This window comes from Persicobacter psychrovividus (assembly GCF_036492425.1).
Classification (GTDB): Bacteria; Bacteroidota; Bacteroidia; order Cytophagales; family Cyclobacteriaceae; genus Persicobacter; species Persicobacter psychrovividus.
On sequence record NZ_AP025298.1, the window covers coordinates 63,850 to 89,250 of the forward strand.

22 protein-coding genes are annotated in these 25,401 nt (G+C 40.1%); 3 read left to right on the top strand and 19 right to left on the bottom strand.

Translation table 11 applies throughout. The annotated features are described in order from the left end of the window. Positions 1-68: 68 nt before the first annotated feature. From AABK40_RS21875 to AABK40_RS21895, 5 genes are all read right to left on the bottom strand, one after another. Positions 69-803: a DUF2625 family protein gene (locus AABK40_RS21875; RefSeq protein WP_338399400.1), complete on the bottom strand. Its 735-nt coding sequence runs from the start codon at positions 801-803 to the stop codon at positions 69-71. 548 nt (positions 804-1,351) lie between these two features. Then, positions 1,352-2,221: an SH3 domain-containing protein gene (locus AABK40_RS21880; RefSeq protein ID WP_338399401.1), complete on the bottom strand. Its 870-nt coding sequence runs from the start codon at positions 2,219-2,221 to the stop codon at positions 1,352-1,354. A gap of 79 nt (positions 2,222-2,300) precedes the next feature. Continuing rightward, positions 2,301-2,804 (bottom strand): hypothetical protein, encoded by a 504-nt coding sequence (locus tag AABK40_RS21885; protein WP_338399402.1) that lies wholly within the window; start codon positions 2,802-2,804, stop codon positions 2,301-2,303. Between the two features lie 3 nt (positions 2,805-2,807). Next, positions 2,808-3,719, bottom strand: coding sequence for a helix-turn-helix domain-containing protein (locus tag AABK40_RS21890; RefSeq protein WP_338399403.1), 912 nt, complete (start codon positions 3,717-3,719; stop codon positions 2,808-2,810). A gap of 9 nt (positions 3,720-3,728) precedes the next feature. Further along, positions 3,729-4,679, bottom strand: coding sequence for an SDR family oxidoreductase (locus AABK40_RS21895; protein WP_338399404.1), 951 nt, complete (start codon positions 4,677-4,679; stop codon positions 3,729-3,731). Between the two features lie 573 nt (positions 4,680-5,252). Here AABK40_RS21895 and AABK40_RS21900 point away from each other — a divergent pair. From AABK40_RS21900 to AABK40_RS21910, 3 genes are all read left to right on the top strand, one after another. Beyond that, positions 5,253-6,227 (top strand): hypothetical protein, encoded by a 975-nt coding sequence (locus AABK40_RS21900; protein WP_338399405.1) that lies wholly within the window; start codon positions 5,253-5,255, stop codon positions 6,225-6,227. Between the two features lie 30 nt (positions 6,228-6,257). After that, positions 6,258-7,478 (top strand): DcaP family trimeric outer membrane transporter, encoded by a 1,221-nt coding sequence (locus tag AABK40_RS21905; RefSeq protein ID WP_338399178.1) that lies wholly within the window; start codon positions 6,258-6,260, stop codon positions 7,476-7,478. A 335-nt stretch (positions 7,479-7,813) separates the two neighbouring features. Beyond that, complete coding sequence (locus AABK40_RS21910) at positions 7,814-9,349, top strand: M20 family peptidase (protein ID WP_338399177.1); 1,536 nt, start codon at positions 7,814-7,816, stop codon at positions 9,347-9,349. Positions 9,350-9,504: 155 nt separating this feature from the next. Here AABK40_RS21910 and AABK40_RS21915 read toward each other — a convergent pair whose 3' ends face one another. The 14 genes from AABK40_RS21915 to AABK40_RS21980 all read right to left on the bottom strand — a co-directional run bounded on the left by AABK40_RS21915 (position 9,505) and on the right by AABK40_RS21980 (position 25,401). Continuing rightward, positions 9,505-10,320, bottom strand: a complete 816-nt coding sequence (locus AABK40_RS21915) for a hypothetical protein (RefSeq protein WP_338399406.1) — start codon at positions 10,318-10,320, stop codon at positions 9,505-9,507. Between the two features lie 323 nt (positions 10,321-10,643). Further along, positions 10,644-11,117 carry a hypothetical protein gene (locus tag AABK40_RS21920; protein ID WP_338399407.1) on the bottom strand — a complete coding sequence of 158 codons (474 nt, stop codon included), beginning with the start codon at positions 11,115-11,117 and terminating at the stop codon, positions 10,644-10,646. A gap of 186 nt (positions 11,118-11,303) precedes the next feature. Then, on the bottom strand, positions 11,304-12,617 hold the full coding sequence (gene flxY, locus AABK40_RS21925; protein WP_338399408.1) for a flexirubin biosynthesis putative acyl-CoA ligase FlxY: 1,314 nt from the start codon (positions 12,615-12,617) through the stop codon (positions 11,304-11,306). Next, a complete protein-coding gene (locus tag AABK40_RS21930; RefSeq protein WP_338399409.1) occupies positions 12,598-14,175 on the bottom strand; it encodes a C45 family autoproteolytic acyltransferase/hydrolase in 1,578 nt (525 codons plus the stop codon). Before AABK40_RS21930 ends, flxY begins: the two co-directional genes overlap by 20 nt. 73 nt (positions 14,176-14,248) lie before the next feature. Then, on the bottom strand, positions 14,249-15,748 hold the full coding sequence (locus tag AABK40_RS21935) for a phytoene desaturase family protein (protein WP_338399410.1): 1,500 nt from the start codon (positions 15,746-15,748) through the stop codon (positions 14,249-14,251). Then, the gene (locus tag AABK40_RS21940; RefSeq protein WP_338399298.1) at positions 15,748-19,551 is read right to left on the bottom strand and encodes a 1-acyl-sn-glycerol-3-phosphate acyltransferase; all 3,804 of its coding nucleotides are present in this window, start codon (positions 19,549-19,551) and stop codon (positions 15,748-15,750) included. Before AABK40_RS21940 ends, AABK40_RS21935 begins: the two co-directional genes overlap by 1 nt. After that, positions 19,544-20,731 carry a DUF2062 domain-containing protein gene (locus AABK40_RS21945; protein WP_338399299.1) on the bottom strand — a complete coding sequence of 396 codons (1,188 nt, stop codon included), beginning with the start codon at positions 20,729-20,731 and terminating at the stop codon, positions 19,544-19,546. The genes AABK40_RS21940 and AABK40_RS21945 overlap by 8 nt, the downstream gene beginning before the upstream one ends. Positions 20,732-20,735: 4 nt before the next feature. Continuing rightward, on the bottom strand, positions 20,736-21,089 hold the full coding sequence (locus AABK40_RS21950; RefSeq protein WP_338399300.1) for an ApeI family dehydratase: 354 nt from the start codon (positions 21,087-21,089) through the stop codon (positions 20,736-20,738). Next, the gene (gene lolB2, locus AABK40_RS21955; RefSeq protein WP_338399301.1) at positions 21,090-21,713 is read right to left on the bottom strand and encodes a flexirubin biosynthesis protein LolB2; all 624 of its coding nucleotides are present in this window, start codon (positions 21,711-21,713) and stop codon (positions 21,090-21,092) included. Next, positions 21,688-22,329 carry a flexirubin biosynthesis/transport protein LolA2 gene (lolA2, locus tag AABK40_RS21960; protein WP_338399302.1) on the bottom strand — a complete coding sequence of 214 codons (642 nt, stop codon included), beginning with the start codon at positions 22,327-22,329 and terminating at the stop codon, positions 21,688-21,690. Before lolA2 ends, lolB2 begins: the two co-directional genes overlap by 26 nt. A 10-nt stretch (positions 22,330-22,339) precedes the next feature. Continuing rightward, entirely contained in the window at positions 22,340-23,005 is a 666-nt protein-coding gene (locus tag AABK40_RS21965; protein ID WP_338399303.1) for a polysaccharide deacetylase family protein, read from the bottom strand. 74 nt (positions 23,006-23,079) lie between these two features. Continuing rightward, on the bottom strand, positions 23,080-23,961 hold the full coding sequence (locus AABK40_RS21970; RefSeq protein WP_338399304.1) for a beta-ketoacyl synthase chain length factor: 882 nt from the start codon (positions 23,959-23,961) through the stop codon (positions 23,080-23,082). Continuing rightward, entirely contained in the window at positions 23,951-25,144 is a 1,194-nt protein-coding gene (locus tag AABK40_RS21975; protein WP_338399305.1) for a beta-ketoacyl-[acyl-carrier-protein] synthase family protein, read from the bottom strand. The genes AABK40_RS21970 and AABK40_RS21975 overlap by 11 nt, the downstream gene beginning before the upstream one ends. Beyond that, positions 25,144-25,401: a phosphopantetheine-binding protein gene (locus tag AABK40_RS21980; RefSeq protein ID WP_338399306.1), complete on the bottom strand. Its 258-nt coding sequence runs from the start codon at positions 25,399-25,401 to the stop codon at positions 25,144-25,146. Before AABK40_RS21980 ends, AABK40_RS21975 begins: the two co-directional genes overlap by 1 nt.

The following is a 25,401-nucleotide window of genomic DNA, read 5'->3' on the forward strand; positions in this document are numbered from 1 at the left end:
ATACATTTAGGTCTATTATTGAAAAGGTTAACAATAATAGACCTTTATATTAAGAAACAAACCCCTATCTATTGCTTAGTTTGCTTCATGTAAAATTGCCATGTTTCATTTATCGGAACCGTTTTTCGGTTAAGTCCATCAATGTTGTCATAAGCAGAGAAAAGAAAAGGGTAAAAGAACATCACTCGATTACCACTGATTGATTTTACCTCTGTTTTCCAATCTGACCAACGTAATTCTTCATAAACCTCATTTAGATCTTGGTGAAAAGCCCAGTGGATAAATTCGGAGTAACTCATGTTAATGCATTCCCATTTCAGATGTTGAGGTGAAAAATAGTACACCTTTCCTCTGGTTGCCATACCGAAAGCTCCACCGTTTATGGCATACATTCCTCCAATTACATCATCTGCAATGAGCAGAAATGCTGGAGCTTGGCCATAGTTCTCAAATGACTTTCCCTTATTCCATTCGGGTAGGCTTCTATTTAATTCCTTTGAACCTGATCCAAGTATTCTTAGCCATCCATTATCTACTAAAATTCCTCCGCTTTCATAGATTATAGCACCCATTAGAGATCTTGAGGTTACTTGAGTATAATACAGTGCAGAGTCAGCTTTTATTTGTTCTTTAGGTAGTATTTTGATGTCATTTTTTGCTGTTTTAAGCCAGCCTTCAATTATTGCCCACCCTGGATCCATGGTGTTTATTAAATCTCTTAATGGGCGCAAGGTTTGTTGTTGACCATTTGCGGTGATATTCAAACTGGCCAACAGGATGAAGGTAAATATTGATTTTCTCATAGGTTGAATCGATTAATGAATAAGGGGTAAAATTGATAAGAAGAACAAAGAGTATGAAAATAGGAGCATATACTCATTAAAGAATCTATACTTCCATCCTTTCCTTGTTTTTTGAAATTCCTTAAAGTAGTTATTTCGTTGCTTTAGGTATTTTTTGTCTAACATTAGTTTATCATGCTCTTTGTCCAAGTAAAATTCGAAAACCCAAGTAATTAAGCCATTGATGATGAAGAAAGCAATATAATATTCAGCACCAAAAAGAGAATAGCAGAAAGGGATTGAAATGAGGTTTAGTGATGTCCAAAATGGAAACATAATGATGCTACTGTGAATTCTATGATGCGAATATTGAATATGTTTAGCATTTTTTAGTGATAGAGAAATAAAGACCAAATCCGATAAATATATATAGTTGTATAAAATTTTTTCTTTTGATAAAAATGTCATTCTGAGTGTTTTGTTTCGTCAATGGATGGGTTGAGTTTGTGTCCTAATTACTTAAAGTATCTCACCGAAACACAATGGTATTAGTTGATTTTGAAGGGTAGTTATTTGAATAGGAGGGCTTTAATCTCTTCATATTCTAAATCAGGTTCTCCGTATTTATACAGTTTAAATTCCTCTCCTATAGGGAATTTTCCATTGAGTTTGGCGGTTGATTTTTTATAGTCTTCAATCGACCCAAGCCCTGGTTCTGTTTGATTCATCTCTCTCAGAACATTAAACAAAAGATCTTTATCCCAACCGTACTCATTTAAGTATTGCGCAGTGTCGATTTTCACTTCACGATTAACTTTGATTATTTTCGTTTGTTCTGAGTTTAGGTGATAGGTTGTCTGATGCCAAACTTCACATTCTATATCTGAGTATGGGGAGCCGTTTGAATCGAAATTACGGTGGATAATAGTGGTGTCATTAGGGTATTCATACTTGATCCATGGCGGTAAATAGCATAAATGGTTACTAACGATCTCTCCTTCCCAAAAAAATATTAAATCGCATACTCTACCACGGATGTCAATGGTTTCTATTAAATAAGAATCAGGTAAATCATTGCTGTCGATATTTCTTTTCATCAGGCGAAAGCTGGAGGCTGTTGCTCCGTACTGATGGTAGCGAACTTCTTTGATTTTTTCGGATTGATATAGTGCTCGAATTCTTGATTTATGGACAAAGCCTTCTTTGGAAGAGCCCTTTTTATCTATTAGTTTTACTTTCCACCAATTGGTGGTGTCTGACGAATAAAATACAAATTGTTGGGTTTCGTTAATTTTACCCACAATCTTTGACTTAGGGCGCGTAGTAGATCTGATATTGGTGTACCCATCTTTATCATGGATGATCCCTATATTTTGGGCAGTAGCATGAACGGATAAGAAAATGCAAAAGAAGATTAAAATTTTGTGACTAATTCGCATAACCAATGAGCTAAGTTGGACTAAAAAGTTGATACCTTAAATTACAATAATTAAAGGTGATTCCAGCCCTTGCCACCGATCAATTGTTGTTAATCCTCAACAGCTGCTCATGATACTCAGCGATCCGCTTTTGCGCTGTGCCATCTACCAGAAGGATACAAACCATCATGGCAATAGTGGTGATGCTTATCGCTCTCCAGGTGGGAGTATTGAGGAAGATGATCAGCAGGGCGCAGGCGATAATGATGATCGGGATGGCAGTAAAGACAACCGTTTCATATTCCTTGATTGTTTTTTCTGCCCGATCAATTTCGGATTCAAGGAAGGCTTTGGCATCGGTGCGGTAGGCCACCTCAAAAGTTCGGATTCTTTCTGTATTGGCATAGAGCAGTCCTGCTCCGATGATGGTCAGTAAAATTCCCACAACCAAAGTAGGGTAAACATAGGCTTTGGCGACTTCTGTTTTTCCCAGTTGATAAAACCCGATGGTTGCCAAGATAAATAAGAGGCCGAATAGGATAAAAAATTTTGCAGAGAACACTTCCGCTCTTGCCCAGTCGGTTGATAATTTCAATAAGTCCATTTCTCAATTCAATTTATATTTGTTTCTGTACTCACTTGGGCTGATGCCTTCTTTATTTTTGAATAAGCGTGAAAAATAGGGCGGGTATTCAAAGCCCAGCTCATACGCCACATCGGCAATACTTTTATGGGGTTGTAGCAGCGCATTCTTGGCCTCGCCGATAAGGTGCAAATGCAAATGCTCTGTGGTGGTTTTACCTGTTTCCTTTTTGAGCATATCACTTAAATAACGTTGGGAAACCGACATTTGCGCAGCAATATGTTCTATGCTCGGAATGCCTTTCTCCTGCAATTGCCCTGATTCAAAATAGGTCGTCAGGTATTGGTTGAATTGTTCCAGCAGGTCATTCGATACCTCCTTTCGATGGATAAATTGCCTTTCATAGAAACGATTCGCATATTTCAACAAAGTCGTCAGTTGAGAGATGATGATTTCCTTGCTGAAAATATCCTGATTGTTCTGATACTCCATTTCAATATTATCGACAATCGATGTGATCTGTTTTTCTTCTTTGGGAGACAAGTGCAAAGCCTCATTGATCGAATAGGAGAAGAAACCATACTTTTTGATTTGTTGCGCCAGGTCGGTTCCCTTCAGAAAGTCTTCATGAAAATTTATTGAAAAGCCTTGTTGCTCGAAAATGACATTATTGTCCCATTGCAGAACCTGCCTTGGTGCGATAAATATCAGCGCCCCGTTGGTGAAATCATATTTCGTACGCCCATAGTTCAGGTCGCCGTGCACATATTTTTTTAGGCTAATCGAGTAGCAGTCATTGGTGATGGGCGGGGAGCTTTCAATGGCGCAGGGCAAAACACCTTCGCCTTTGGCATTGAGAACACTTAACATTGGGTGCTCTGGCCGAGGCAGTTTTAGATAATCAAAATAATCGGGTAGAGTTTTAAAATGCTGCATATTCCTAATTTAAACATTCCACTTTATACCTGTAACCTTTTCCGAAAGTTCCCACAATCTTTTTGAGATGGCTTTGTCCTTTGCATGTGGTTCAATCGGGTGTGCCCCAACAGCACCAACCCAATTACTCCGACCTGTTGGGCCGTAAAAACCCGCAGGGTCGAGCTCAGGCTCAGTAGCGCACATCAATTCAGGGTAGGCTCCTTTCTCTGCCGTTTGGGTCAGTGGAGATAATTTCATCAAACCAAAAATCACCTTCATCATAAAACTGCCATTTGTACTGATCAGGTTGGTTCTTGACGATCCAGGGTGGCAGGCATACACCTTCACCTCCGAATGGTCAGATGCATTCAATCGGTCCTGTAATTCATAAGCCGACATGATCTGCGCCAGCTTGCTTTGGCTATAAGCATTGTTGGGAGTGTAGTCTTTTTCCCAATTTAAATCGTCGAACTTGATCGTCTTCAGTCCCATATCATAGCCCATACTTCCCACCGTTACAATCCGTCCTTTTGACTTTTCTATCAATGGAAACAACAATGCCTGCAAGGTGAAGTTGCCGAAATAGTTGGTGCCCATTTGACTTTCCCAACCATCCTTGGTCAGCACACGGGAAGGCACCTGAGCAATGGCCGCATTACAGATCAAGGCATCAATCTGAGGCACCGAAGCCTTCACCTGTTGGGCTGCATATTTGACTGACGCCTGATCTGACAAATCCATTTCAATGGCCGAAACATCAATTTTCTCTCCTAATGTTTGCTTCAATGCAGCAATGGTATCCGCTGATTTTTTGGGGTTGCGGTTCAGCATCATCACCGTTGCCCCTTTTGAAAGTAAAATCCTTGCAGCCTCATAGCCTGTACCACTCGTTGTACCTGTGATAACAAATGTTTTACCTCTGAGGTCTCCTATCCTTTCGGGGGTCCATCCTTGTTTTCCAAATTGATTCGCTTCCATTTCGACTTTTGTTTAACTGTTAATGAGCACATGACAAAGGTCGGTAGGAAGTCAGGCAAAATCCTTATACAGATTTTCGAATGTCATATACATTTTGGTGGATGGCTGGAGTTGAAGGACTTATTTATGGGCCAATTTACCTGATGTGAACAAATCATCAATGGTTATTGTCGCGGCGTTGATTAGCACGCTTTTCAGATCATGCCAACTGAATTAAAGATGGATTGAGGAAGTTATTGAAGCGCTAAGGGAGATTCTTGCATGTTTAAATATTTTATATTAAATTTTAATGAAAATAGTTAGTAAAAATCATTAACCAAGCCTTTTATAATCCTATTCATATGAATAATTTTTTCTTTTCTGCTGAGGTCTATCCTTAGGCTAATAATCAATACCCATTGAAGCCGTATATTTTTAAGTTTGACATTTTTATGCAAATTCTTGCATTGAACGTGCAAACAAGAAACCACCGGAATCATGCACCTTTGTAAGGTCGGAAGGCGGAAGTCACAAAATGAAACAGAGGATCATTTTTTCCCAATTCCCAATACTCATCCAAAAAATACATGAAGCATGAATCTATCTACAATCAAATTTAATAAGCTTTTGCGCGGTGGTTTCTTTCTGCTGACCGCCCTGTTACTGAGCGTGCCGGCCATGGCCCAGGAGGAAGCTGCGGAGTCGCAAGACAACGATGAAGAGCGAATTGCCAAAGAGCTGGCCAACCCGAACACTACGCTCGGAACTTTCGCCGTTCCCATAGATTTTATTCAATACAGCGGTACCCTCAATGGGGCCAATCAGCAGTTTGGTGTGGTGGCCAATTTTCAGCCGAGTCTCCCGATTCCGTTGTCGCCGGGACTTAACCTTTTCGTGCGTCCGCTTATTCCATTGGTGATCAGTCAGCCGGTTTATGGCGATGGAGGCTTCGAGCAAAAAGGGGTTAACCTTGGGAATATCAGTGCTGATATTGCCATCGGGAAAACCTGGTCGTCAAAAACGATTACCATTGCCGGGGTGTTTGGGGGCTTCCCTACGGCTACGGATGAGCAACTGCGTTCGAAATTCACCACCATGGGACCTGAGTTTATGGTCGCACAGATTTTCAAATGGGGGGTTGCCGGTGTGATGATCAACCACGCCTGGAGTTTGAATACCCTCGATCCTGTGGAAGCCACTCAGATGGGCATGCATTCGCCGCTGAATATGGGCTTGGCCATGAGCGCCGGAATGGGTAGCCCAATGTTGCCTGCCTCGATGAACGGCGAGCGGGCGAGCATCACTGCGGGTCAGTATTTCTACACGGTAAACCTGAAAAATGGATGGCAAATTCAGGGGCAACCCACCTTTGCCTACAACCACAATGGAGCGAAGGGCAGCCGCCTGACCCTGCCGGTCGGAACGGGGGTCAACAAGGTAACACGCATTGGCAAGATGCCGATCCGACTGAGTGTGCAGTACTGGCACTATGTGGCCGCGCCGGAAGGTTTTGGCCCGAAAGGACAAATCAGATTCCAGATTGCACCAGTAATTCCATTGCCCTGGTAATTTAATTTCGAACATCTATCACGATCAATAATGTCAAATATTTTCAAACTTGCCCTGAGCTTATTGCTGCTGTTTGGTTTGCAGCAAAATGTGGCCGCGCAAAATAACTTCCACAACCTCAGGGGTTCCGAGGAAGACAGCGTGATGACGACCAACTTCCCTGGTGCATGGAAATTGCCCGGTACGGATATGTACATGAAATTTGGCGGGTATTTCCGTCTGGATGCCATTTACGACCTCACCGGGGCAGGAAGCCGGAATCAGTTGCTCATGGGGCAGATACCCGTACACGGAACGCCTGCAGCCAATGCCGGGCCGTTCTTCAATATGCACCTTCGTGAAACCCGTTTCAACTTTGATATCCGCAGGAAAACAAGCCTGGGCAAGGACCTGAAATTTTTCATGGAGTTTGATTTCTTCGATGAGTCTTTGCATGCCGGGGTGCCGCGTTTGCGTCATGCTTTTGTGAAATACGGCAACCTGCTGATCGGACAAACCTGGACCAACCTTTCGGATCTACGGGTTTTCCCTTTCATCATGGATTTCTCGGCAGGTGATGCCCTGTTCGGCGGACGGTCGATGCAGGTGCGCTACGAGCAGAATTTCTACAAAACCTGGCAGTATGGTGTGGCACTCGAAATGCCGAGCCTGGGTGGTATTTACAACCCCTATGAGCTCGCCGGAGAAACCATGCCGGTGATGCCACTGCTCTCTGCCCGCATTACCAACAACAAAAAAGATGGCAGCATGATGATGTTCGGCGGACAAATGCAGCAGGTCAGATGGTATGGTCTCAAAGAGGGACCCAACGCCACAGCGATAGGTTATGGGCTGGTTTTCAATGGCCGGCAGATGATCACGGACCGCCTTTTTGGTACCTGGCACGCGGCTTATAATAAAGGACTCACCAATCAGATTCTTATTTTCGGCGGAACGGATCAGGGGGCAGTACTGAACCCTGACGGTACTCTCGACACCGAAGAAGCCATTACTTTGGCCCTTGGTGGCGGATACAAAATCACGCAGAAAGTATCGGCAAATGTGGCGGTGGCCTACCTGAAAAGGGGCGAGCTTGCGGAACGTGAGGAGCCGACGCTGAACACCGGACTGATGGGGCACGCCAACCTGATCTGGAATATTGACAAGCAAACCACCACCGGTGTGGAATACGGATGGGGAAATGTGGCCAATCTGGACGGCGCCAAAGGACATGCCTCCCGCTGGCAGGTGATGATTAAATATGCCTTCTGATCAAATGTTAATGCGATCAGTTTGTTGCGAGATTAAGTCATGAGCAAGTCATGGAACCGGGTCATGATTAAGTCACGAGACGGAGTCTCGCGACAGATGATTCAATTTATGGAGGCGATAGTAAGTTTTATAGCTGCCCATTTGAAAAATTGAATAGCCTTTTTCAGGGCAATAAATAATAAAAAATCTGTTTGCCGATTTTATGCAAAAGCTTGAACTGAACATGCAAACAAACTACCAGAGAAAGCTTGCATATTTGTAAGGTCATCAGGGGATAACGACAATCGCTTATCTCCTGGGAATAAAAAAAATACATCGATCAAAACAATAAAAATATGAAAATCAAACATCTTCTTCTATCCGCCTTCGTGTTGCTGACCAGCGCCAAGGCATCTTTCGCCCAGGATGGCGAGCTGAAAAACTTCACTTCCATGCAGATGCAGGGCATTGAGCAGATTACCGTTGATGTTGATCTTGATGGAGCCGTGGACCGACTGTCGAAAGCCGTGCAGTTCAAGACCATCTCCAATCAGGACCGTGAGGATTTTGATACCCAGGCATTTGATGATTACCATGCATTTATCAAGGAATCTTATCCGAATGTGCACAAGCATCTGAAAAGGGAACTGCTCGGTAACCCGCGCCCTTACAGCTTGCTTTACACCTGGGAAGGCAGCGACCCAAGTCTGGAGCCGGCATTGTTTTACGCCCATCAGGATGTTGTTCCTGTGCCGGAAGACTCAAGGGATCAGTGGAAAGAAGACCCTTTCTCGGGTGCAGTGAAAGACGGCTATATCTGGGGACGTGGGGTGCTGGATGATAAAAACCAGATTCACGCCATTCTTGAGGCCGCAGAAATGAGATTGAAAGAAGGATGGCAGCCAACACGAACCATGTATTTTGTTTTCGGACAGGATGAAGAAGTGGGCGGAAATGAAGGCGCCAAACATATTGCTGATGTGCTGGAGCAGCGGGGCATCAAAAGATTTGCTTATGTAATGGATGAGTCTGCACCACTGACACCAGGAATTTTCCCGGGCATTAAAGACAATACGGCTTTGATCGGTATTGCTCAAAAAGGGTTTATCAGTCTTGAGCTGGAAATCAACGGTATCGGTGGGCACTCTTCTATGCCACCGGAAGAATCCAACATTGGTATTTTGGCCACAGCCATCACCAAGCTTGAGGAAGCACAGTTCCCTTACAAAATTCACCCTGCCGTACGTCACCAGTACCGTTATATGGGACCGGAACTTGATGAAAAGAAACAGCCACTTTATGCAGCGGTAGCTTTTGGGAAAGACGGTGAAGTAACGCCAATGGAAGAGGAGTTTATCGATGAAATGTCCAAAAATGAAGTTACAAGAGCGATGCTTCATACCACCATTGCCACCACAATGTTCAATGCCGGAATCAAAGACAACGTATTGCCGCCTACGGCCACTGCTGTGGTGAACTTCCGCCCGATGCCAGGCGACACCCCAGAGGTGATCATTGAACACATCAGAAAAGCCATCAAAGATGACCGCATCACCATCCGTGATATTTCGGCATCCACACCGGCAACAAACATTGCCGACCCTACCGGTAAAGGATATGAAGCCCTTGAAAAAACCATCCGTCAGATCTGGGGTAATGACTTGATCGTATCACCATTCTTTGTGGTCGGCGGATCAGACTCAAAACACTTCCAGGCCAAAGATTTTGCCCCTGATGTATATACCATCACGGCGATTCAGCTTGAATCAACCACCGAGTTCAAAGGTTTCCACGGTGTAAATGAGCGTATCCTTGTAGATGAATATGCCAAATCTATCGGCTTCTTCTACCAGATTTTCAACAACCTCGAAGTTTTGGAAAACCACCTCTAAACACCAGAAACAAAAAATCATAATCACCACACTACTTAAACAGTAGACACTTACCACACCCACGAAGGCCGCACCAATAGGTGTGGCCTTTTTTATGTCAGCATAAATACAAATGATGCTACCCTCAGGCCGGTCATATCAAGGGGAGAATCAGTCTATAATGTCAATCTAAAGCCCACGGAAACGGTCAAAAAATTTAGCCAGTTTTTCGTATAATCATTTTCATCCTCGTTAAGTGCGCCACCGCCCAGATACCGCACATTCAGATAAGTAGCCATCTGTTTATTGACCTGATACCCCATACGAGCATTGGCATCTAAAATCGATCCTATCGTTTTGTTATCGCTACCATTCAGGTAACTGATTGGGGCATACATCCCATCGGCTTCCAGTTCCAGAAAGTAATATTCTGCCCAGTCTTTCTCCAGCTTAAATTTTAGGGCGGGAACTGGTCCTATATTTCTGTTGCTTCGAAATAAAGTGCCATCTGCAGAGGCAAAATTAATAGTTGCATTTCTAATCTGTAAACTCGCCCCAATCCCAAAGCGAAGGTCGTTATCTGGATCACTTAAAATACGAAGGTAGCTTAGTCGGAAAAAGGGAAAGTTATAAAGAAAGTTCATCGGTGTGCCTGCGGGGAAGGTCTGCCCATCGACACGGATGGCATCATTTAACACCTCACTGCTTTCAAGTCGAAGGGGTTGATACAAAAACACCCAATGATTTTTTGGGGAAGGCTTGAAAGTAATCGAAAATCTGGTGAAGGGGAAAAGCACATCCTGCCCCCCATTTTCTACATAATTAAAGTAGGTACCGTCTTGACCGAACTGCACACGGTGACTGAGTACCGAGAGAAAACCCAGTTCAGCATCGAGGGACAGTTGAGGTTTGTTGGTTTGGGATTCTTGTGCGATCAGGTTTGTTGTTGTCAATAAAAGTATACCGGAGAGCAGTAGGAAGATCTTTTTCATGATCAGTGATGTTTGGTTCTATAAGCTTATAACTGACGTTGAAGTGATGGGTTGAAAAATTTATACTGCGCCAAAATTTCCTTATTACAAGGAAGTTCAACACAGAAACGTTGAGCAAGTGACCGAATTTATTTTGAGAAAATTTTTATTTCTTTTTTTCCTTTTTGTGAATAGGTTGTTTTATAGTCTTTTATTGAAGTATTACCAACTGTATTCAGGACGATGCAAAGGATTATATAATAAGGTTTATGTTAAATAGACTGGGGATTTTAGAGAGGTTAATGGGGATAATTCCCCATTAACCTTCAGTCGTAATTGATAAATTACTTTAAAATATTTTTATACTGTTTAAAAAGTCCTTTAGTCAAGGTTCGCTTAATTGCTTGTCTTGATCCAGAAAATCCATTATAAAAATCACTTGATCCTACTTTCCAATCAGAATTGAATATCTCCTTTTCTTCAGTTGTTAAGACAACAAGTCTTGCTCGTCGATATGTCATTTTTTTCTCAATGACGTTTAACTTCAAAATGTAATCTGCAGCATTTGCGTCATCCACGATAGTGCAATTGGTACGATCATATAAGTAATCTGCTAACATTTCTACCGCATTGTCCCCATTGACATTAACTTCTCCTGATATATCCTCAAATGTTAAAAATACTTTTACCCCTGCTGATAAACCAGCATTTGCACTTCGAACCTCGCTTGCTGTGGGTCTGCCATGCCCAACACTATCCTTTACGGTGAAAGAGCTAAATAAACATAGAAGTAGTGCGGGTACAAAAAATAATCTCATAATTTATAAAGTTAAAAATTTAAATTAATATCAAACAATTGAATAGTCTTTTTCCGATTATTACAATCTATATTTGATTAATAATATTAACAATAACCGTATTATGTATGAAAAAAACTAATTCCCAATTTATTTTTTCATCATCAAATAGCATTTCCTACTTTAATAATTATAATTCATAAATATTTATCTTAAATCTATAAATGTCACTGGTTTTCGGCTATTTTTTGGATACTTCATTTTCCTTATTTCACTCTTATTAATATAAACAATCTCAGGAAGGACACGAAGTTCAGATTGCAAAGTCTGTTTAATATGATACTGTAAGGCGATCACTTTTGGCGTATTCTCCAACAAAATACGAACAAGATCCTGCCCTATTTCAGAGCAGCATACTTCTATAATATAATCATCAATATCCTCGAACCTGTTCAGTACATTATATATAGAATTTGGATAGATAGAAGTTCCCTTAAATTTCAGTAAGTGTTTTTTTCGACCTATAATCGGAGATAGTCGTGGCGTTGTACGACCACAATCACATGTTTCGGTGTGTAAAATAGCAATATCCCCAGTTTTGAAACGAATCAATGGCATTGCTTCCACACCAATAGTAGTAATGCAAACCTCTCCTGGCTGTCCTTCCTCTACGGGCTGATCATTTTTATCGAGTATTTCAATATGGATCAGTTCAGGAAATAAATGGCCTCCTTTACTGTGTTTACATTCAGTAAAGGCTGTTGCCATTTCAGTTGATGCATAAGTGCTGTAAAGCTCAACATCCCACTGGTCATGAATGAGCTTACCAAGTGTATTTAACTCGAAATACTGATCTCTGACAGGCTCTCCTATACAGATTATCTTCTTGACAGTGGTTTCGGAAAGGTTTATGTTTTCATCTTTAGCGTATTGAATTAGCTTTAAAATAAACGACGGAACGCTTATCAAAACCGTTGTTCCAAATCGAGCAATAGTATCAAGCTGCAAACTCACAGGAGCCATTCCACATCGTATAAAGGGAACACCTAAATTTCTTGCTCCCAAATAGTAAGCGTGTCCGGCCATAAAACGCTTATCCATAGTAGTGGTTAACTGTACTACATCATGAAGAGTAACTCCTGCACTTAAATAAGTTAGTCGTTCATTTTCAGATAAGCGTTCCAAATCGGCTTCAGTTTGTCCAAAGTTCACAGGCTCACCGAGGGTTCCACTGGTAGTACAAAAATCCCTAATCAGATGCTTTTCCACACAAAAAAAGTCCTCATTATGTAATTGCAAGTCCTCTTTAGTAGTGACTGGAAACTTTTGCAGGTCAGAAATTTGTTGTAAAAAACCTAAAGGAAGTTGCTGTTCTCCCAACCTTTGTTTATAAAAAGGTGAATATTCAAAAATAAATCGGAGGCTTTCTTGAAGACTTGCCAATTGATCTCGTTTCCAATGGTCTGAATTATAGTGTGCCGATGGGATATTCCAATTGGGATTATTTTTTTTCGTATTCATTAATTCTTTTGTTCAATTCAGCAATTATGTATTTATTTTCTACAACATGCTTCAGGCACTTATGATAAAATTCTACAGCTCGATTGAAGTCTTTATGTTCATAAAAGTAATTACCTATTTTTAGATAGGGAGCATAACTATTTGGGTTCAAGCTAATATAGACTTGGCATTTTTCTTTAGATGAAAAATCAATATTTTTCAATCTTTCTTTTCTGTAAATCTCATAATTATGGAAAGCTGCCGTGTGTATAAATGGATCTTCGGCGATATCACTTACTCCGCTATTTTCGGACAGCTTAAAATCCTTACTGAAGGCAGTAATATGGTGAAGATCGTATTTGATAAATTCACCTAACTGATAGGGAGCAGTAGAAAACCAGGCTTGTTGTTGCTCTGGCTTAAATATAACTCCATGATGCGCAATTAACTGATTAATCGACTTTTCATTCCCCAGTCCAATATCTTCACCTCCTTTACCTGCTCTATCTCTGAGGATTTCAGCCACTTTTGTTGAGGTCAATGGTTGATCCTCTCTTAATAATTCTTCCACACGTTGGTGCCGATACAAGGACGACCCCATTGTTTTGAACTCAATATTATTTGGGTTCGGTCCTAGTTTTTCCCCTTGAAAAAAGTTGGTTGATACCAATGTACTTTTCGTCATGGGAACGATGTCAATGTCATTGGGGGATATTTCAATTAATGAGGCAGAGTGGTCTACAGCACTTGATATCAACAAACTTTCCGAAACAAAAGCGCGATGTTTTTTGGCGATAGCATATGCTTCGTCGATACTTGAGGCGTACTGTAGGATCTCACGTGCAATAATTGATATCGGAGTGCTTGAGGCCGTAGGGATATCAGATTTTGCCGCGTTCAAGGTAACCGTAACTCCTTTCTCATTCATTCCAGAAAGTACACCGATCATACCTCCCCAAGTAATAGAAATAAACTTGTAGCCTTTGTCTGGTTTTTCGATAAGGATAATTTTATCTCTTGCAAAAGCATCTCCTACATAAAAATCAAAATTACGACCTACGAGCAAACTACTGTCTGCTGTAGCTTCGTTCCTGGCAACAAATGAGGTACAGCCTACCAACATATAATTTTGCAATGCATGCCCAATATCGTGAGCAGAATGATAGTTGAGTATTCTATGGTATTTATCCCCTATAAAATTATAGTCACTGGATGCGTATTGTGAAAGCCCATAAATTTCTTTCAGATATTCAGCAGGAACATTTTCTTCCAGCTTTCTATTGAAATGCCGAATCAAAGCATGGAGTAAATTGCGGTAAGACGTCGAAGGAATCAAGGTGTTGATCTGATCAATAAACACCTGCTCTTGACGCCTGATTTGATCCTGCGTTAAAGCACCAATTGCATCTCCTCTCTCTAAAGCTGAGCCTTCGACATAAACTTCTGTTACCCCCCACTGGTTATGGTACTCCCAATTTGGTCCGTAAGTAACCATCCCTGACTGGGCGGTATCCAACTCATATTTTTTATGTATTTCGTAGGTCTTTGATTTATAAGCATAGTATTTATATGCGTTCATAATGTAGCCAAATATACCGAGAAGAGTCACTACTAATACCAGCGTCAGCCGCTTCAACCCTTTCCAAATTAATCTAAGCATTTCGAATCTCCTCAACCAAATTTTCATGTCCAATAATATACCCACAGGTAACAATAGCACTCATTGTAGCGCCAATTAACCCATGTACACCTATTGACTGCCCTGACAAGTACAAATTTTTCACCTTTGTTTTGGGTGAAATAGTGGATCGCAAAGCACCTTCAGCCTCTTTCTTGATTCCATAGAGCCCTCCGTCTGGTATGTTTAGGTAATCTCTGAAAGTAAGAGGAGTTGCAATAAATATTTCTTCAATAGCGTCTCGAAGCTTAGGGAACTTTTCCTCAATCAAATCCAAGAAGATCTCCTTCTTCTTTTCTTTAAAAGCCTCATATTCAACTGGACGACTTCCAATACTTGAATCTTCAAATTGTTCAATTTCATCCAAATCAAGATAGGTCATTGCCGTCATTGAACTCGCATATTCCTGTTCATCGCTTTCAGTAGATGTAAATAAATAGTAAAAGCCGGGCCATTCCTCTTTTTGATATTCGTTTACCCAAACACGCTCGCTTTTAAAATAATAAGTATTGTGAGATTGATAGCGTACCTTATTTGGCTTCAGTCTAATATTCATCACCAAACCAGAACGGGTCTCAGGTAGATTCTTAATTCTGTTCCTGTATGCTTTTAGCACTGTACCATCGGCCAAAAAATCCAAAGTTTTTTTGGGGTGTATAGTGGAAATTACATTCTTAGGCTGTATTTTATTACCATTTTTTAAATGAACAGATTTGATCTGTCGATTTTCGGTCTCGAAGCTTATAACTTCCGCGTTACGAAACACTTTACCACCATGTTTCTTGATCTGCTGGTACATAGCTGTGGCTAATTGCGCAGACCCTCCCGTAAATTTATACGCGCTTTCAATATACGAGCCTATAACCAAGGCATGCAGAAATTTCGGGGAAACCCCTTTCTCACCTGCATAAAGAAAGTTGGTCGCTCCCAAAACACCTTTTAGTTTGGGGTCAGTGATATACTGCTCTATAAATGCATCGACCGTTGTAGAAAACTGCTCCGTAGCTTCTGTGGATATTTGTGAAACTTCCATATTGTGCATTGGAAATTCATTACACACCCGTTGGATCTCCCTGATGAAATTGCTGATATTTTCTCTTTCTTCAGGGAAATATGGCGATAACTGATCGATAAAGTTGTCAAAACCAACCGCATAAGGGTACTCATTTTCATCCCCCCTAAAACATATTTTTTCAAAACTGTTTATGTCCATTTTTTTTAAATGGATTTTATCAAGTACATCAAAATACTTTAGACACTGGTGCATAACCTGCCCTTCTTCCATACTGCCGACATAGTGAATACCGGTGTCAAAATTAACACCATTTCGACGAAAGTTTTGCAAGCACCCCCCAATCTTATGATGACGTTCAAGAACAGCGACCTTGTACCCTTTTTTGGATAAAATAAGACCACATGACAAACCACTGATTCCACTTCCAATGATTACAAAGTCGTATTTTTCTTTTTCCATTAATAAATAATATAAAGCGTGTTTGATGTCTTTTCTGATTGAGGAACTACCTCGATCTGCTTTCCATAATGTCGAGCAAAATTCATCATAAAATTCTGATCTATAAAGTGAAATGGTTGCTTCCGCTTGTTGAACCCAATTCTTGAAGACCACCGTTCAGACTGTTCCGTTTTTTTATGTGATTGCTCCTTAGTTGCATTTCCTTCCCGAATCAACAGCTTTCCGTTCTCTTTCAATGCTTTTATACATCGGCCAAGTAGTTTGCTTTGCTGATCGGTTGTCAGGTAATGCAATACATCTTTGATGATGATTACATCAGAATATTTCGGGCTTAGTTCCACTAAATCAACGCAATCAAACTCAATATCCAAATGGTTACCCAAACAGTTTTGAGCGTATTTTATTTTTTCTTGATCATAATCATAAGCATAAACCGCACGTTCAGCAGACAGCCTTTTTAATAGGCCGGCGGTATATCCGTACCCACAGCCCAAATCAGAGATCGTGGCTGTTTGTGGGATATATTTCATCCAGTCCAAATAGTTATTTTCCAATTGCAATTTTACTTTGACATACCAATAGACAATCGGTGGGGTGTATAAAAAATGTTGTGTGATCAACATCGCTTCATTTTTCACAATCTCTGGGAGTTGTGCAAGTTGGCTATTTTTCTCATTATAAAATTTTCGCCAATTTTTACCTTGGTCTCGAGGAGTTTGTCCCATTGCAGTAGGCGCAACGGGCAGAAATATTTGCATATCCATTCTTGCTGCCACTGCACATGTTTGCCCTTTGGGGTGAGCGGCGCCAAAACCACGCGTAACAATGGCGCCAACAGGCAGGCCTAATTCACGAGCCATCACGAATGCCCCTTGCTTAAACCTACTCAGCTTCTGCCCCCTATTTCTACTACCTTCAGGAAAAACCAATATCGAATAGCCCTCCAGAATCTTGCGGTCAATCATGGGTTTTACCTCGTCGTAACCCTGATGAACCGGAATAAAATCGGCAAATCGAACAACCATTCCAAAGAGTGGGTTATTCACAACCCATTCTTTTACAACCACAATAAACTTAGGACTGATCGATAATAAGAAAATCAAGTCAAGCATCGAGTGATGATTGGCGATCCACACTGCAGGCTTATCAAATAATGATTTGTGATAAGGATGTAATTTAAAAGGCACATGCAACAACGAATATCTCGCTACCAGCATTGCCTTTTGTATACACCAATGAAAAAGCTTTTGGCGCTTTGGCTTAGGGCCTATCGGAATCATCAAAATCAAAGTCAGTAGGCTTAATAAGATACTCCCAAGTATGAAAACAGTCCCGGTCAATAATGACATTAACATGTCACTTAACTTATAAGGAAGCTTACGACTATATTTCCCTGTACCTACCAACCAATGAAATAAGATCGGTAGAATACTATAAGTTAAAAGTAATACAGTGGTAATGCCGATTATTGAGGCCCATGCTATTGATTTCAAAGCAGGGTGCTCGGCAAAAAGTAATACGCCAATACCAAAAAGTGTAGTTACTGCAGATAAGAAAATAGAATGTTTGAATGCTTTAAAATTATTCGTTCCATTCTTTCGGTCCGTCATTAGACCATTGGTCAAAAAGACTCCATAGTCAATTCCCAAACCAAAAATAAAGGAGATGATGATGATATTGAAGATATTGAAATTTATCCCAAACAGATTCATCAATCCGATGGTCCAAAGCCAGCTTACCATCATCGGGATAATGGTAATTAAGGCTAATTCTACTCGCCCATAGAAAACCAACAGAATCAAAAATACAGCAACTGAAGAATAGTAGAGTAAATTTGAAAAGTCGTCTTTTAGCATGGTAACCATTTTAGAAGTCAAGCTCGAACGGTTCAATACAAAGCTGCTCGGGCAATGATCGGTAATCGATTTAACAGCATCTAAATCCTTGGTTTTCAGCAAATCATAGACATAGGTAGCTTCCTTACCCTGTGCAAAGAAATCAGAAAATGTAAAGCCAGGAGTGTGTTTGAGTTCTTGCGAACCAATTACTTGGTATTTTTTTTCAAGTATCTGATCAAACTTAGCGAAAGCTTGGTGGCGAAAGCCTAAATCAGAAGCAGTCTCAATAATTTGCGATCGAATTGCGGGACCATTACTCAGCCAAAATTTTTCCCAGCGAGCGATTCGCTGTCGTTGCTCAGCAAGGGGTGGGACCACACTTGTCAAGGAGATGTGTGTGATCTTAGTATTCTTGGGTATGGCTGATGATAATTTCTCTCTAAATCCATCGGCATGCTGAAGAGCTTCTTCAAAATCTTTGCCTTCACTCACTACATAAACCGACTTGGAAACGAGGTTACTCATTTGATTTAAATCTGCCTCAACACTTTTGAGGTCCTCCGTCATGTAGTTCATATTACTCAGGTCATGATCAAAGGTGGGTGTCTTATAGAAAAGAACCGCTACCACGGTCAAACCACAAATCACCATCTTCCACACTTTGGATTCATGAAAAGCATATTCAATATTTTTCAGTAACCACTGCGGGAAATTAATGCCGATGGTTGCCTTTTTATCTTTCACCAACAATGGTAATATGAGCAAGGTGTAAATGGCACTGGAGAATACAGAAACCCCAGCAAACATCCCTAAATCCTGCATCGCTTTCGACTTGACAAAGAATAAACAGAAAAAAGCTGTGGTGGTCGTTAAACTACTCACCAATAAAGGGATAAAAATCTCTTTGAGTGTCTTTCTCCTATTACCGATGAAGAAATAATGACTCAGAAAATGAAGTGAGAAATCAATGGTAATCCCCAAAATTAGCGAACCCGCACCAAGTGAAATAGCTGATATATTTTGTTCAAAAAGAGAGAGAACACCTATTGCTGTTAAGGCACCCATCGTTGGAGGTAGTATAACCAAAAACAAAGAATACCATTTTCGGAATAAAAAGCCGATAAGAACAAATAACGCCGTTAATGCAAGACTACAAGTCACCATCACATCTGTTTTAATGCGTTTTGCATTCTGATAGGCGACCGGAAGTGTTCCGAAATAGCGAATTCTAAGGTGAGGATATTTTTCTTTCGCTAAAGTGATCTTTTCATTAATTAATGCCAGAAACCTTTCTGCTTTTGCATTATCACTCGCCTCAAAGTTAGGCGTCAATATGAAAAATATTTTGGATTTGTCCTTAGATGTCAGGAAGCCATTTTCCAATGTAATCTGATCATCCGGTTTCAAGGACTTAAATTTCGCCAAGGCGGTCAATCCCAAACTAAAAGGGTCTTTCAGAAAATATTTTTTACTAACTAATCCCGCTGGCGAAATAAGCGTTTTATATCCTCTACGAATCACCTGCCTTACCGAGTCTGGTTTGCTTTTTGATTCAAGTTCCTGAAAATCTTCATCACTAAGGAATACTGGCAAATGTTGATACACGAAGCTCATCAAATGATCCATTTCATTGCCAGTGATATGGCTCTGCTTTCCGATCAGCTGATTATTAATCGTACTATCTTCTAAAAGGGCATCAAAGAACACTCCTCCCTGAGTTAACTGCGTGTTATTGAAGAGATTACTACTGTCCTGGTCAATAACCAGAATAAACTTATCTAATATTTTCGCATGTTTTAGGGCATCAATAATTTGGTGATCACCTTTGTCAAAAGGGAGCATCTCAGTAATGTCCTCATGGAAATTAATAACTGTTAGCCGATAGGCGGAAAAAGTAAGTATTAAGAAAATGAAGCCTAAAACCCACCCCTTCTTCTTGCCCATAAAAGTAAGGATCTTATCCATGCGTAATATTATTTTTTTGAGGCCTGAACAATACCAAAAGGAACATGCTTACTGCCCAACCAATAAGTGCGGCGATAAACGCCAAACTAAAGGAACCAATGACGTATGACAGTGTTATTTTGGAGATTGATTCCAAAGACAAATCCGATGAATAGCTTAGTGTTGCCCAATGACCATTGAAGATCATCGAGCCTAATTGAAGGGAGCCAAAGATTATCAATGGAATCATTGGAGGGATACTTATATTTGAAAAGAGCACTACGATTCCTTTATTGAGTTTAAGCAAATGAGCAAAAAACAAACCCAGCAATATCTGAAAGCCCCAAAAAGGAACAATTCCCATAAATAACCCAAAAGCAATGGCGCAACTGACTTTCATGTTAGATTGACCCGAATCCAAGATATTTGAAACAATCAGACTTTTGATACGCTCGACACTCAATGATTTGATAAACTTTAAAGGAAGATACCAAAGCAAGGCCAAGGTGGTCAAAACAGTATTCAATACCGATATTCTAAAGAAATCTTTGCCAGGTCGAAAATGTGACACCCTTTCTTCTTGTTTAGGGTAATAGACTTTAACGGGTGTTTCAGTAACGGTAATACCTTTCCAGTTTGATCGAACCAACACTTCGACTTCAAACTCAAATTTGTTTCCAACAAACTTAATATCTTGGATTAATTTAATTGGATAAAGTCGAAAACCACTTTGTGTATCACTCAATCGGTCAGTCGTTTCAACAAAATACCAAAAATTTGAAAATCTATTCCCAAAGTTGCTTTTTGATGGCACATTCTCAACGGTCATATTCCTCGCACCGACTATGAGTGCATCGGGCTGTTTCTCCAGTACATCAAAAAACTGAATAAAGTCTTCCGGATAATGTTGCCCATCAGAATCAATTGTTATCGCACGTTCATAACCTAAATTGAGCGCATGTTTAAAGCCCTTTCTTAATGCATATCCTTTGCCTTTGTTTGGCTGATAGGAAACTATTTCGAGTAAAGGGTAGGTACTTAAAATTTCAGCCGTCTGATCCGTAGCACCATCATTAACAATGATAATATCTGAGGTGTATGAAAGCACATCATTAATGAGCGCGGCCAGTGTTTGCTCATTATTATAAGTCGGAATGAGAACACATACCTTATACCTATCAAATAGAGATTGTAATATCATAATTCTAATTGTAGAAGGCTGTGAATTTTATCGCTATATTATCCTGATCCAAGACCTTTCCTCTCACTTTAAGAAACTCCTCTTCCTGCACCAACTTTAATGCAAGGGTTAATTCCCTTTCCTGCTGAGGTATGATCATTTTAGTATATTTTACTTGTTTGATCTGTTTCAGATGAAATTGTTTATTTAGTACTTTATTAAGGCAGTTTTTGATTAAAAATATGGTGCATACACCAGGTAATATGGACTGCTCAGGGAAATGACCATCAAATATACAATGTTCATGATTCACCTTCACCTGAGCGGTTAGTGTATCTTCTTTTAATTCTATTTTATGATATATAAATAAATCTCTCATTTATGAGCGTCTCTTCAGTTCAATTTTTATCTTTAGTCCAAAATGCTGAATATTTACATTTTGTAGGGTATTATCAATATATTTTAAGCTACATGATTTTAACTTAAATAATGAATTGCAATTATCAATCTGAGCAATCTTTCCCGCTCGAATAAAATAATAATTTAACTCCTTACCCTCTTTAATTTTATATAGAAGTACATCGTCTTTATTCGTACTATAAATTGATTTTACAACGCCTTCACTGAACGGGGAAAAAAGGTAGGTGAAGTCACTTTCGAACAGCTTCACGATCATTTTCTTGTCCAGAGCGGGTATAATATGATTAATCTTTGCATGGCCTTTGTTCACCTCCATATCAAATATTGACAAACCTATATGTGAAATCATCGCCAATCGGTAGACTTGGTCTTCTTTTTTTTTAATCACTAATAAGCCACTAAAATGGTGCTTATAAATATCCATGCTTATTTCAAAAACATTCGTTTCTCCAAACTCCTGGGCATCAACATCTAAGACCTGCTGATTTAAAGTGTCACACCTTTTGAACTGATGATAATTCTTTAAAGTACATGAGGTCAGCATCAACAATAACAGGCTATTGATCCATAAAACTTTTTTCATCTACTTTTTGATTATATACCTGACCTTCAAATATAATTTTCGTATAATCTTGCCCTATTTCATTTAGCTGAAGAACCGTAACAAAATCCTTATTCAGATCGAAAAATACCCATACAGACTTCAGGTATTCTTTGACCAAAGGATTTTTAGGTAAAAGCTCTACTTTCACCAAATTGTCATGGCGGAAATATTGACTATCAAAGGCATCATCCATATCAAATACTTTACCGGTCATAAATCCTGACATCATTTTGTTCATATATGAAAACCACTGATTATCCTTCTCATAAAATATTTGTTTCTTGACACCATCATCAATTACCATCTGCTCATTATTACAGATAATTCGATAGCTGGCCGGGGTCAAGTATTCCCATTTTACCTTATTTGGTTTTTTAAATACGAATTTCCCTTTAGAAACCACATCATCTTCTAAGAAACTCAAGTGCTTGTGCTGAGTAAAACTTGATTCAATCGAATTTACTCCACTTGTTTTTTGCTGAAGTAAATCTATTAATTCTACAGGATGATCAACTTTTTTAAATTGATCTGACTGAGCATTTGCTATATAGCAGAATCCAAAAATAACGTATATTAGTAATCCTATTTTTCTCATATTGTCTTTTCTAAATGCTATCACCAATAGATGATGGGTGGCCAAAGGTTAGTTCTTTCTGATCAATAATCTCATTAAAACGATCCAATAAAGAAATAATATCATCGTTGGTATCATGAAAAAGAATAATATCTTTTCCTTTCACCTTTTTTAATCGTTGTATTATTTTGTACTTATCAAAAGTTACCCCATCGAAAGTCCTTAGGCTCCAGGTCATTATCTTTAAATTGGTCCGTTTCACCCCCAAAGCCACCAATGGATTGATTACGCCGAATGGAGGCCTGAACCACTCAACAGTACAAGGGATTACTTCTACTCCTTTCATAATTTCGGTTGCAATATTATCAGGCCGACGTAAGGGGAAATCCCACCGATGAGTCATCGTATGAGCGCCCACTATATGCCCTTCATCGATCATTCTCTGGACAATAAGCGGTTGCTGTTTGGCTTGATTCCCTATTAAAAAAAATACGGCCGTAATTCGATTTTCTTTAAGCCAATCCAGGATTTTTGCACTATTTTCAGTAGGGCCATCGTCAAAAGTGAGGTAAACTTCGCGCTCCTTATTCCCCTTGCTAATCACAGCGGTAAAGAATGATGATGAGGGACTTAACACGCCATACAGGTTCAGTAAAAAATAGACCAATAGAGCAATACCAAATAAGCAGCACCCCATCTGAGGATGAATATTTATTAGTAATAAGCTACCGATAATCCCTGTTACAAGTAGAAATAATGATACGGAGTGGTTTAATCGCATGACAAAATCAGATAAGCTTGATCTTCAATCAATTCAATTAAAATACTCCCCTTATGGTGCATCAATAAGCGATAGCCCATCCAAAGGCCAAATCCATTGGATGTCCAATAAGCTCCACTATAATCCTCGTAAGTATGTGTTGCTCCATTTTGATTTGCCTTTCGTAACACCAATGCATTGTGGCCATACTTGGCGTTGAAATCATATTTAACTTCTTCAAAATATTGATTGGTCACCAATGAATCAATAGCGACAGCCTTAGTGTCGTTGGATTGGTTTGACAAGATAAAAAATGATGCGCCCTGCCCTAATAGTGCATCTTTATTTTCAACCTTCTTAATTAACTGTGCTGAATATTCTGTAAGTTCATCGACAGTACCTGCTAAAATATTTTTTTCTGAAGGCCCTTGTAACTGCAAATAAGCATCAATGATAATATTTTGCATTGTCTGTTGACGTTGCACAATAGTTTGGTTGTGTTGGTGGCATTTAAAGTGTGCTCCCAATTGGCCAGCCAAGGTGTTGTGTGTGCTTTGTATGAAGGCTGTAGGCGACAAGGCAGTTTCATTACGCTCAATCAACTGATTAAGAAATTTTTGCGTATCCGTTAAACAACCTAATCCAGTCCCAACGATTACCCCGTCAATACAAGTTAATGCGGCCTCATTCACTGTCGTAATGCCCGCTACATTACCTACTTTCAAAATCTGACTCATTCGACGCAAGCGCCCTACAGAGAGGTAATCTTTAAATTTAATGGCTTGAAAATCCTGGTTATCTGGCTTTTCAAGTGCAGAGATATGCTCAAGTGCAAAGCTATTGGAAATACCGATTGCATTTGCCGCTTTGATGTATAAACCGTTAAACTCCATGTTCAGGTACTTTACTAAAGATGATGGATGAATCATTTCCCCCAAAACCATTACTGTTTGAAAGCAAATGTTCGATAGTGGCATTTTGAAGCCCTACCAGCGGATGGCAGCCTTCAATCTCAGATTCATAATATTCAAAATTCCCTATCAATTGCTGATGCTGTAACATAAGCATAGAAATAACTGCCTCAATTGCCCCACAAGCTGCTAAAGTGTGACCTGTATAGGACTTTGTAGAGCTAAAGGCAGGTACTTGACCATCTCCGAAAATTCTTTGCATCGCAGCAAATTCAGTTGCATCGTTATTGGGGGTACCCGTTCCATGTGTATTGATATAATCAATGGATTTAGCCGTCAGCCCAGCCTTTTTTATGGCTCCTTCCATGGCCAAAAAGGGGCCCTCACCATTTGGAGATGTTGCCGTTTGATGATAAGCATCACATCGATTCGCATAACCGCTAACTGCACCATATGACTTCGTGGACTCAGCGCTTAGCACCAGAAAAGCTGCCCCTTCTCCTAAGTTCAAGCCTGCTCTCGTACGAGAAAAGGGTTTACAATAATCCTGCTCCATAATCATCAGAGAACTGAATCCATTTACAGTAAAGAGACTCAAAGCATCCGCACCGCCAACGATCACTTTATCCAATAGACCCAACTCCAGCATCTGAGCTCCTTGAATAATCGCATTCGCCGCTGAGGCACAAGCAGTGCTTAACGTATTAATATAATCAAACTTGATCCCCAGAATTTCTTGAGTCATTTCCGGAAAAGCGCCACAATCGTGTTGATAATATATAGGTACGATAGGCTCGCCTACCGTCCATCCATGTTGCTTGATCAACTTTTCAGTCTGGTCCATACCACCCACAGTGCTGCCGTAAATCAAGCCGACTCTTTCAGCATGGAAGTCAATCTCACAATCACTGATCGCTTGTTTGAGCGCGTGAAACCCCAACAAAAAAGTACGACTGTATTGCCCTTCAGAAATACCTAACGCACTTGCGAGTTCTAAATTGGATGCATTTATTTCGCCAACTAAAATATCTTTGGAGGTCTCTAAATGTTTAACAGTGGATATTCCTCTGAAACCATTAGATAAATTATTCCATACCTCCGACGGGTTCATGCCCACTGCCGAACAAATCCCCATCCCCACCACAAGTGCTTTAGGATTTTTCACTATTGTCCTTGTTCTTCTGTAATGAATGATGCTAAGGTATTTACCGATGCAAAGACCGCACGACTCTTTTCAGGATCAGCCAATTTTATATCGTATTCTTTTTCCAAGAGAACGATCAACTCAAGTGCATCGATGGAGTCTAAACCCAATCCATCACCAAATAGAGGAGCATCATCTTCAATCTCCTTTGGCGTCATATCTTCCAAATTCAATGCTTCTATTAGTTGCTCTTTAAGTTTAATTTTAAACGTGTCCAT

Bases quoted from the DNA above. Each gene is read 5' to 3' on its own strand.
- AABK40_RS21885 (WP_338399402.1), bottom strand. From the start codon at position 2,804: ATGGACTTATTGAAATTATCAACCGACTGGGCAAGAGCGGAAGTGTTC.
- AABK40_RS21880 (WP_338399401.1), bottom strand. From the start codon at position 2,221: ATGCGAATTAGTCACAAAATTTTAATCTTCTTTTGCATTTTCTTATCC.
- lolB2 (WP_338399301.1), bottom strand. From the start codon at position 21,713: ATGAAAAAAGTTTTATGGATCAATAGCCTGTTATTGTTGATGCTGACC.
- AABK40_RS21950 (WP_338399300.1), bottom strand. From the start codon at position 21,089: ATGAGAGATTTATTTATATATCATAAAATAGAATTAAAAGAAGATACA.
- AABK40_RS21945 (WP_338399299.1), bottom strand. From the start codon at position 20,731: ATGATATTACAATCTCTATTTGATAGGTATAAGGTATGTGTTCTCATT.
- AABK40_RS21980 (WP_338399306.1), bottom strand. From the start codon at position 25,401: ATGGACACGTTTAAAATTAAACTTAAAGAGCAACTAATAGAAGCATTG.
- AABK40_RS21935 (WP_338399410.1), bottom strand. From the start codon at position 15,748: ATGGAAAAAGAAAAATACGACTTTGTAATCATTGGAAGTGGAATCAGT.
- AABK40_RS21970 (WP_338399304.1), bottom strand. From the start codon at position 23,961: ATGGAGTTTAACGGTTTATACATCAAAGCGGCAAATGCAATCGGTATT.
- AABK40_RS21965 (WP_338399303.1), bottom strand. From the start codon at position 23,005: ATGGGGTGCTGCTTATTTGGTATTGCTCTATTGGTCTATTTTTTACTG.
- AABK40_RS21890 (WP_338399403.1), bottom strand. From the start codon at position 3,719: ATGCAGCATTTTAAAACTCTACCCGATTATTTTGATTATCTAAAACTG.
- AABK40_RS21910 (WP_338399177.1), top strand. From the start codon at position 7,814: ATGAAAATCAAACATCTTCTTCTATCCGCCTTCGTGTTGCTGACCAGC.
- lolA2 (WP_338399302.1), bottom strand. From the start codon at position 22,329: ATGAGAAAAATAGGATTACTAATATACGTTATTTTTGGATTCTGCTAT.
- AABK40_RS21900 (WP_338399405.1), top strand. From the start codon at position 5,253: ATGAATCTATCTACAATCAAATTTAATAAGCTTTTGCGCGGTGGTTTC.
- AABK40_RS21930 (WP_338399409.1), bottom strand. From the start codon at position 14,175: ATGAACGCATATAAATACTATGCTTATAAATCAAAGACCTACGAAATA.
- AABK40_RS21905 (WP_338399178.1), top strand. From the start codon at position 6,258: ATGTCAAATATTTTCAAACTTGCCCTGAGCTTATTGCTGCTGTTTGGT.
- AABK40_RS21920 (WP_338399407.1), bottom strand. From the start codon at position 11,117: ATGAGATTATTTTTTGTACCCGCACTACTTCTATGTTTATTTAGCTCT.
- AABK40_RS21940 (WP_338399298.1), bottom strand. From the start codon at position 19,551: ATGGATAAGATCCTTACTTTTATGGGCAAGAAGAAGGGGTGGGTTTTA.
- AABK40_RS21875 (WP_338399400.1), bottom strand. From the start codon at position 803: ATGAGAAAATCAATATTTACCTTCATCCTGTTGGCCAGTTTGAATATC.
- flxY (WP_338399408.1), bottom strand. From the start codon at position 12,617: ATGAATACGAAAAAAAATAATCCCAATTGGAATATCCCATCGGCACAC.
- AABK40_RS21915 (WP_338399406.1), bottom strand. From the start codon at position 10,320: ATGAAAAAGATCTTCCTACTGCTCTCCGGTATACTTTTATTGACAACA.
- AABK40_RS21895 (WP_338399404.1), bottom strand. From the start codon at position 4,679: ATGGAAGCGAATCAATTTGGAAAACAAGGATGGACCCCCGAAAGGATA.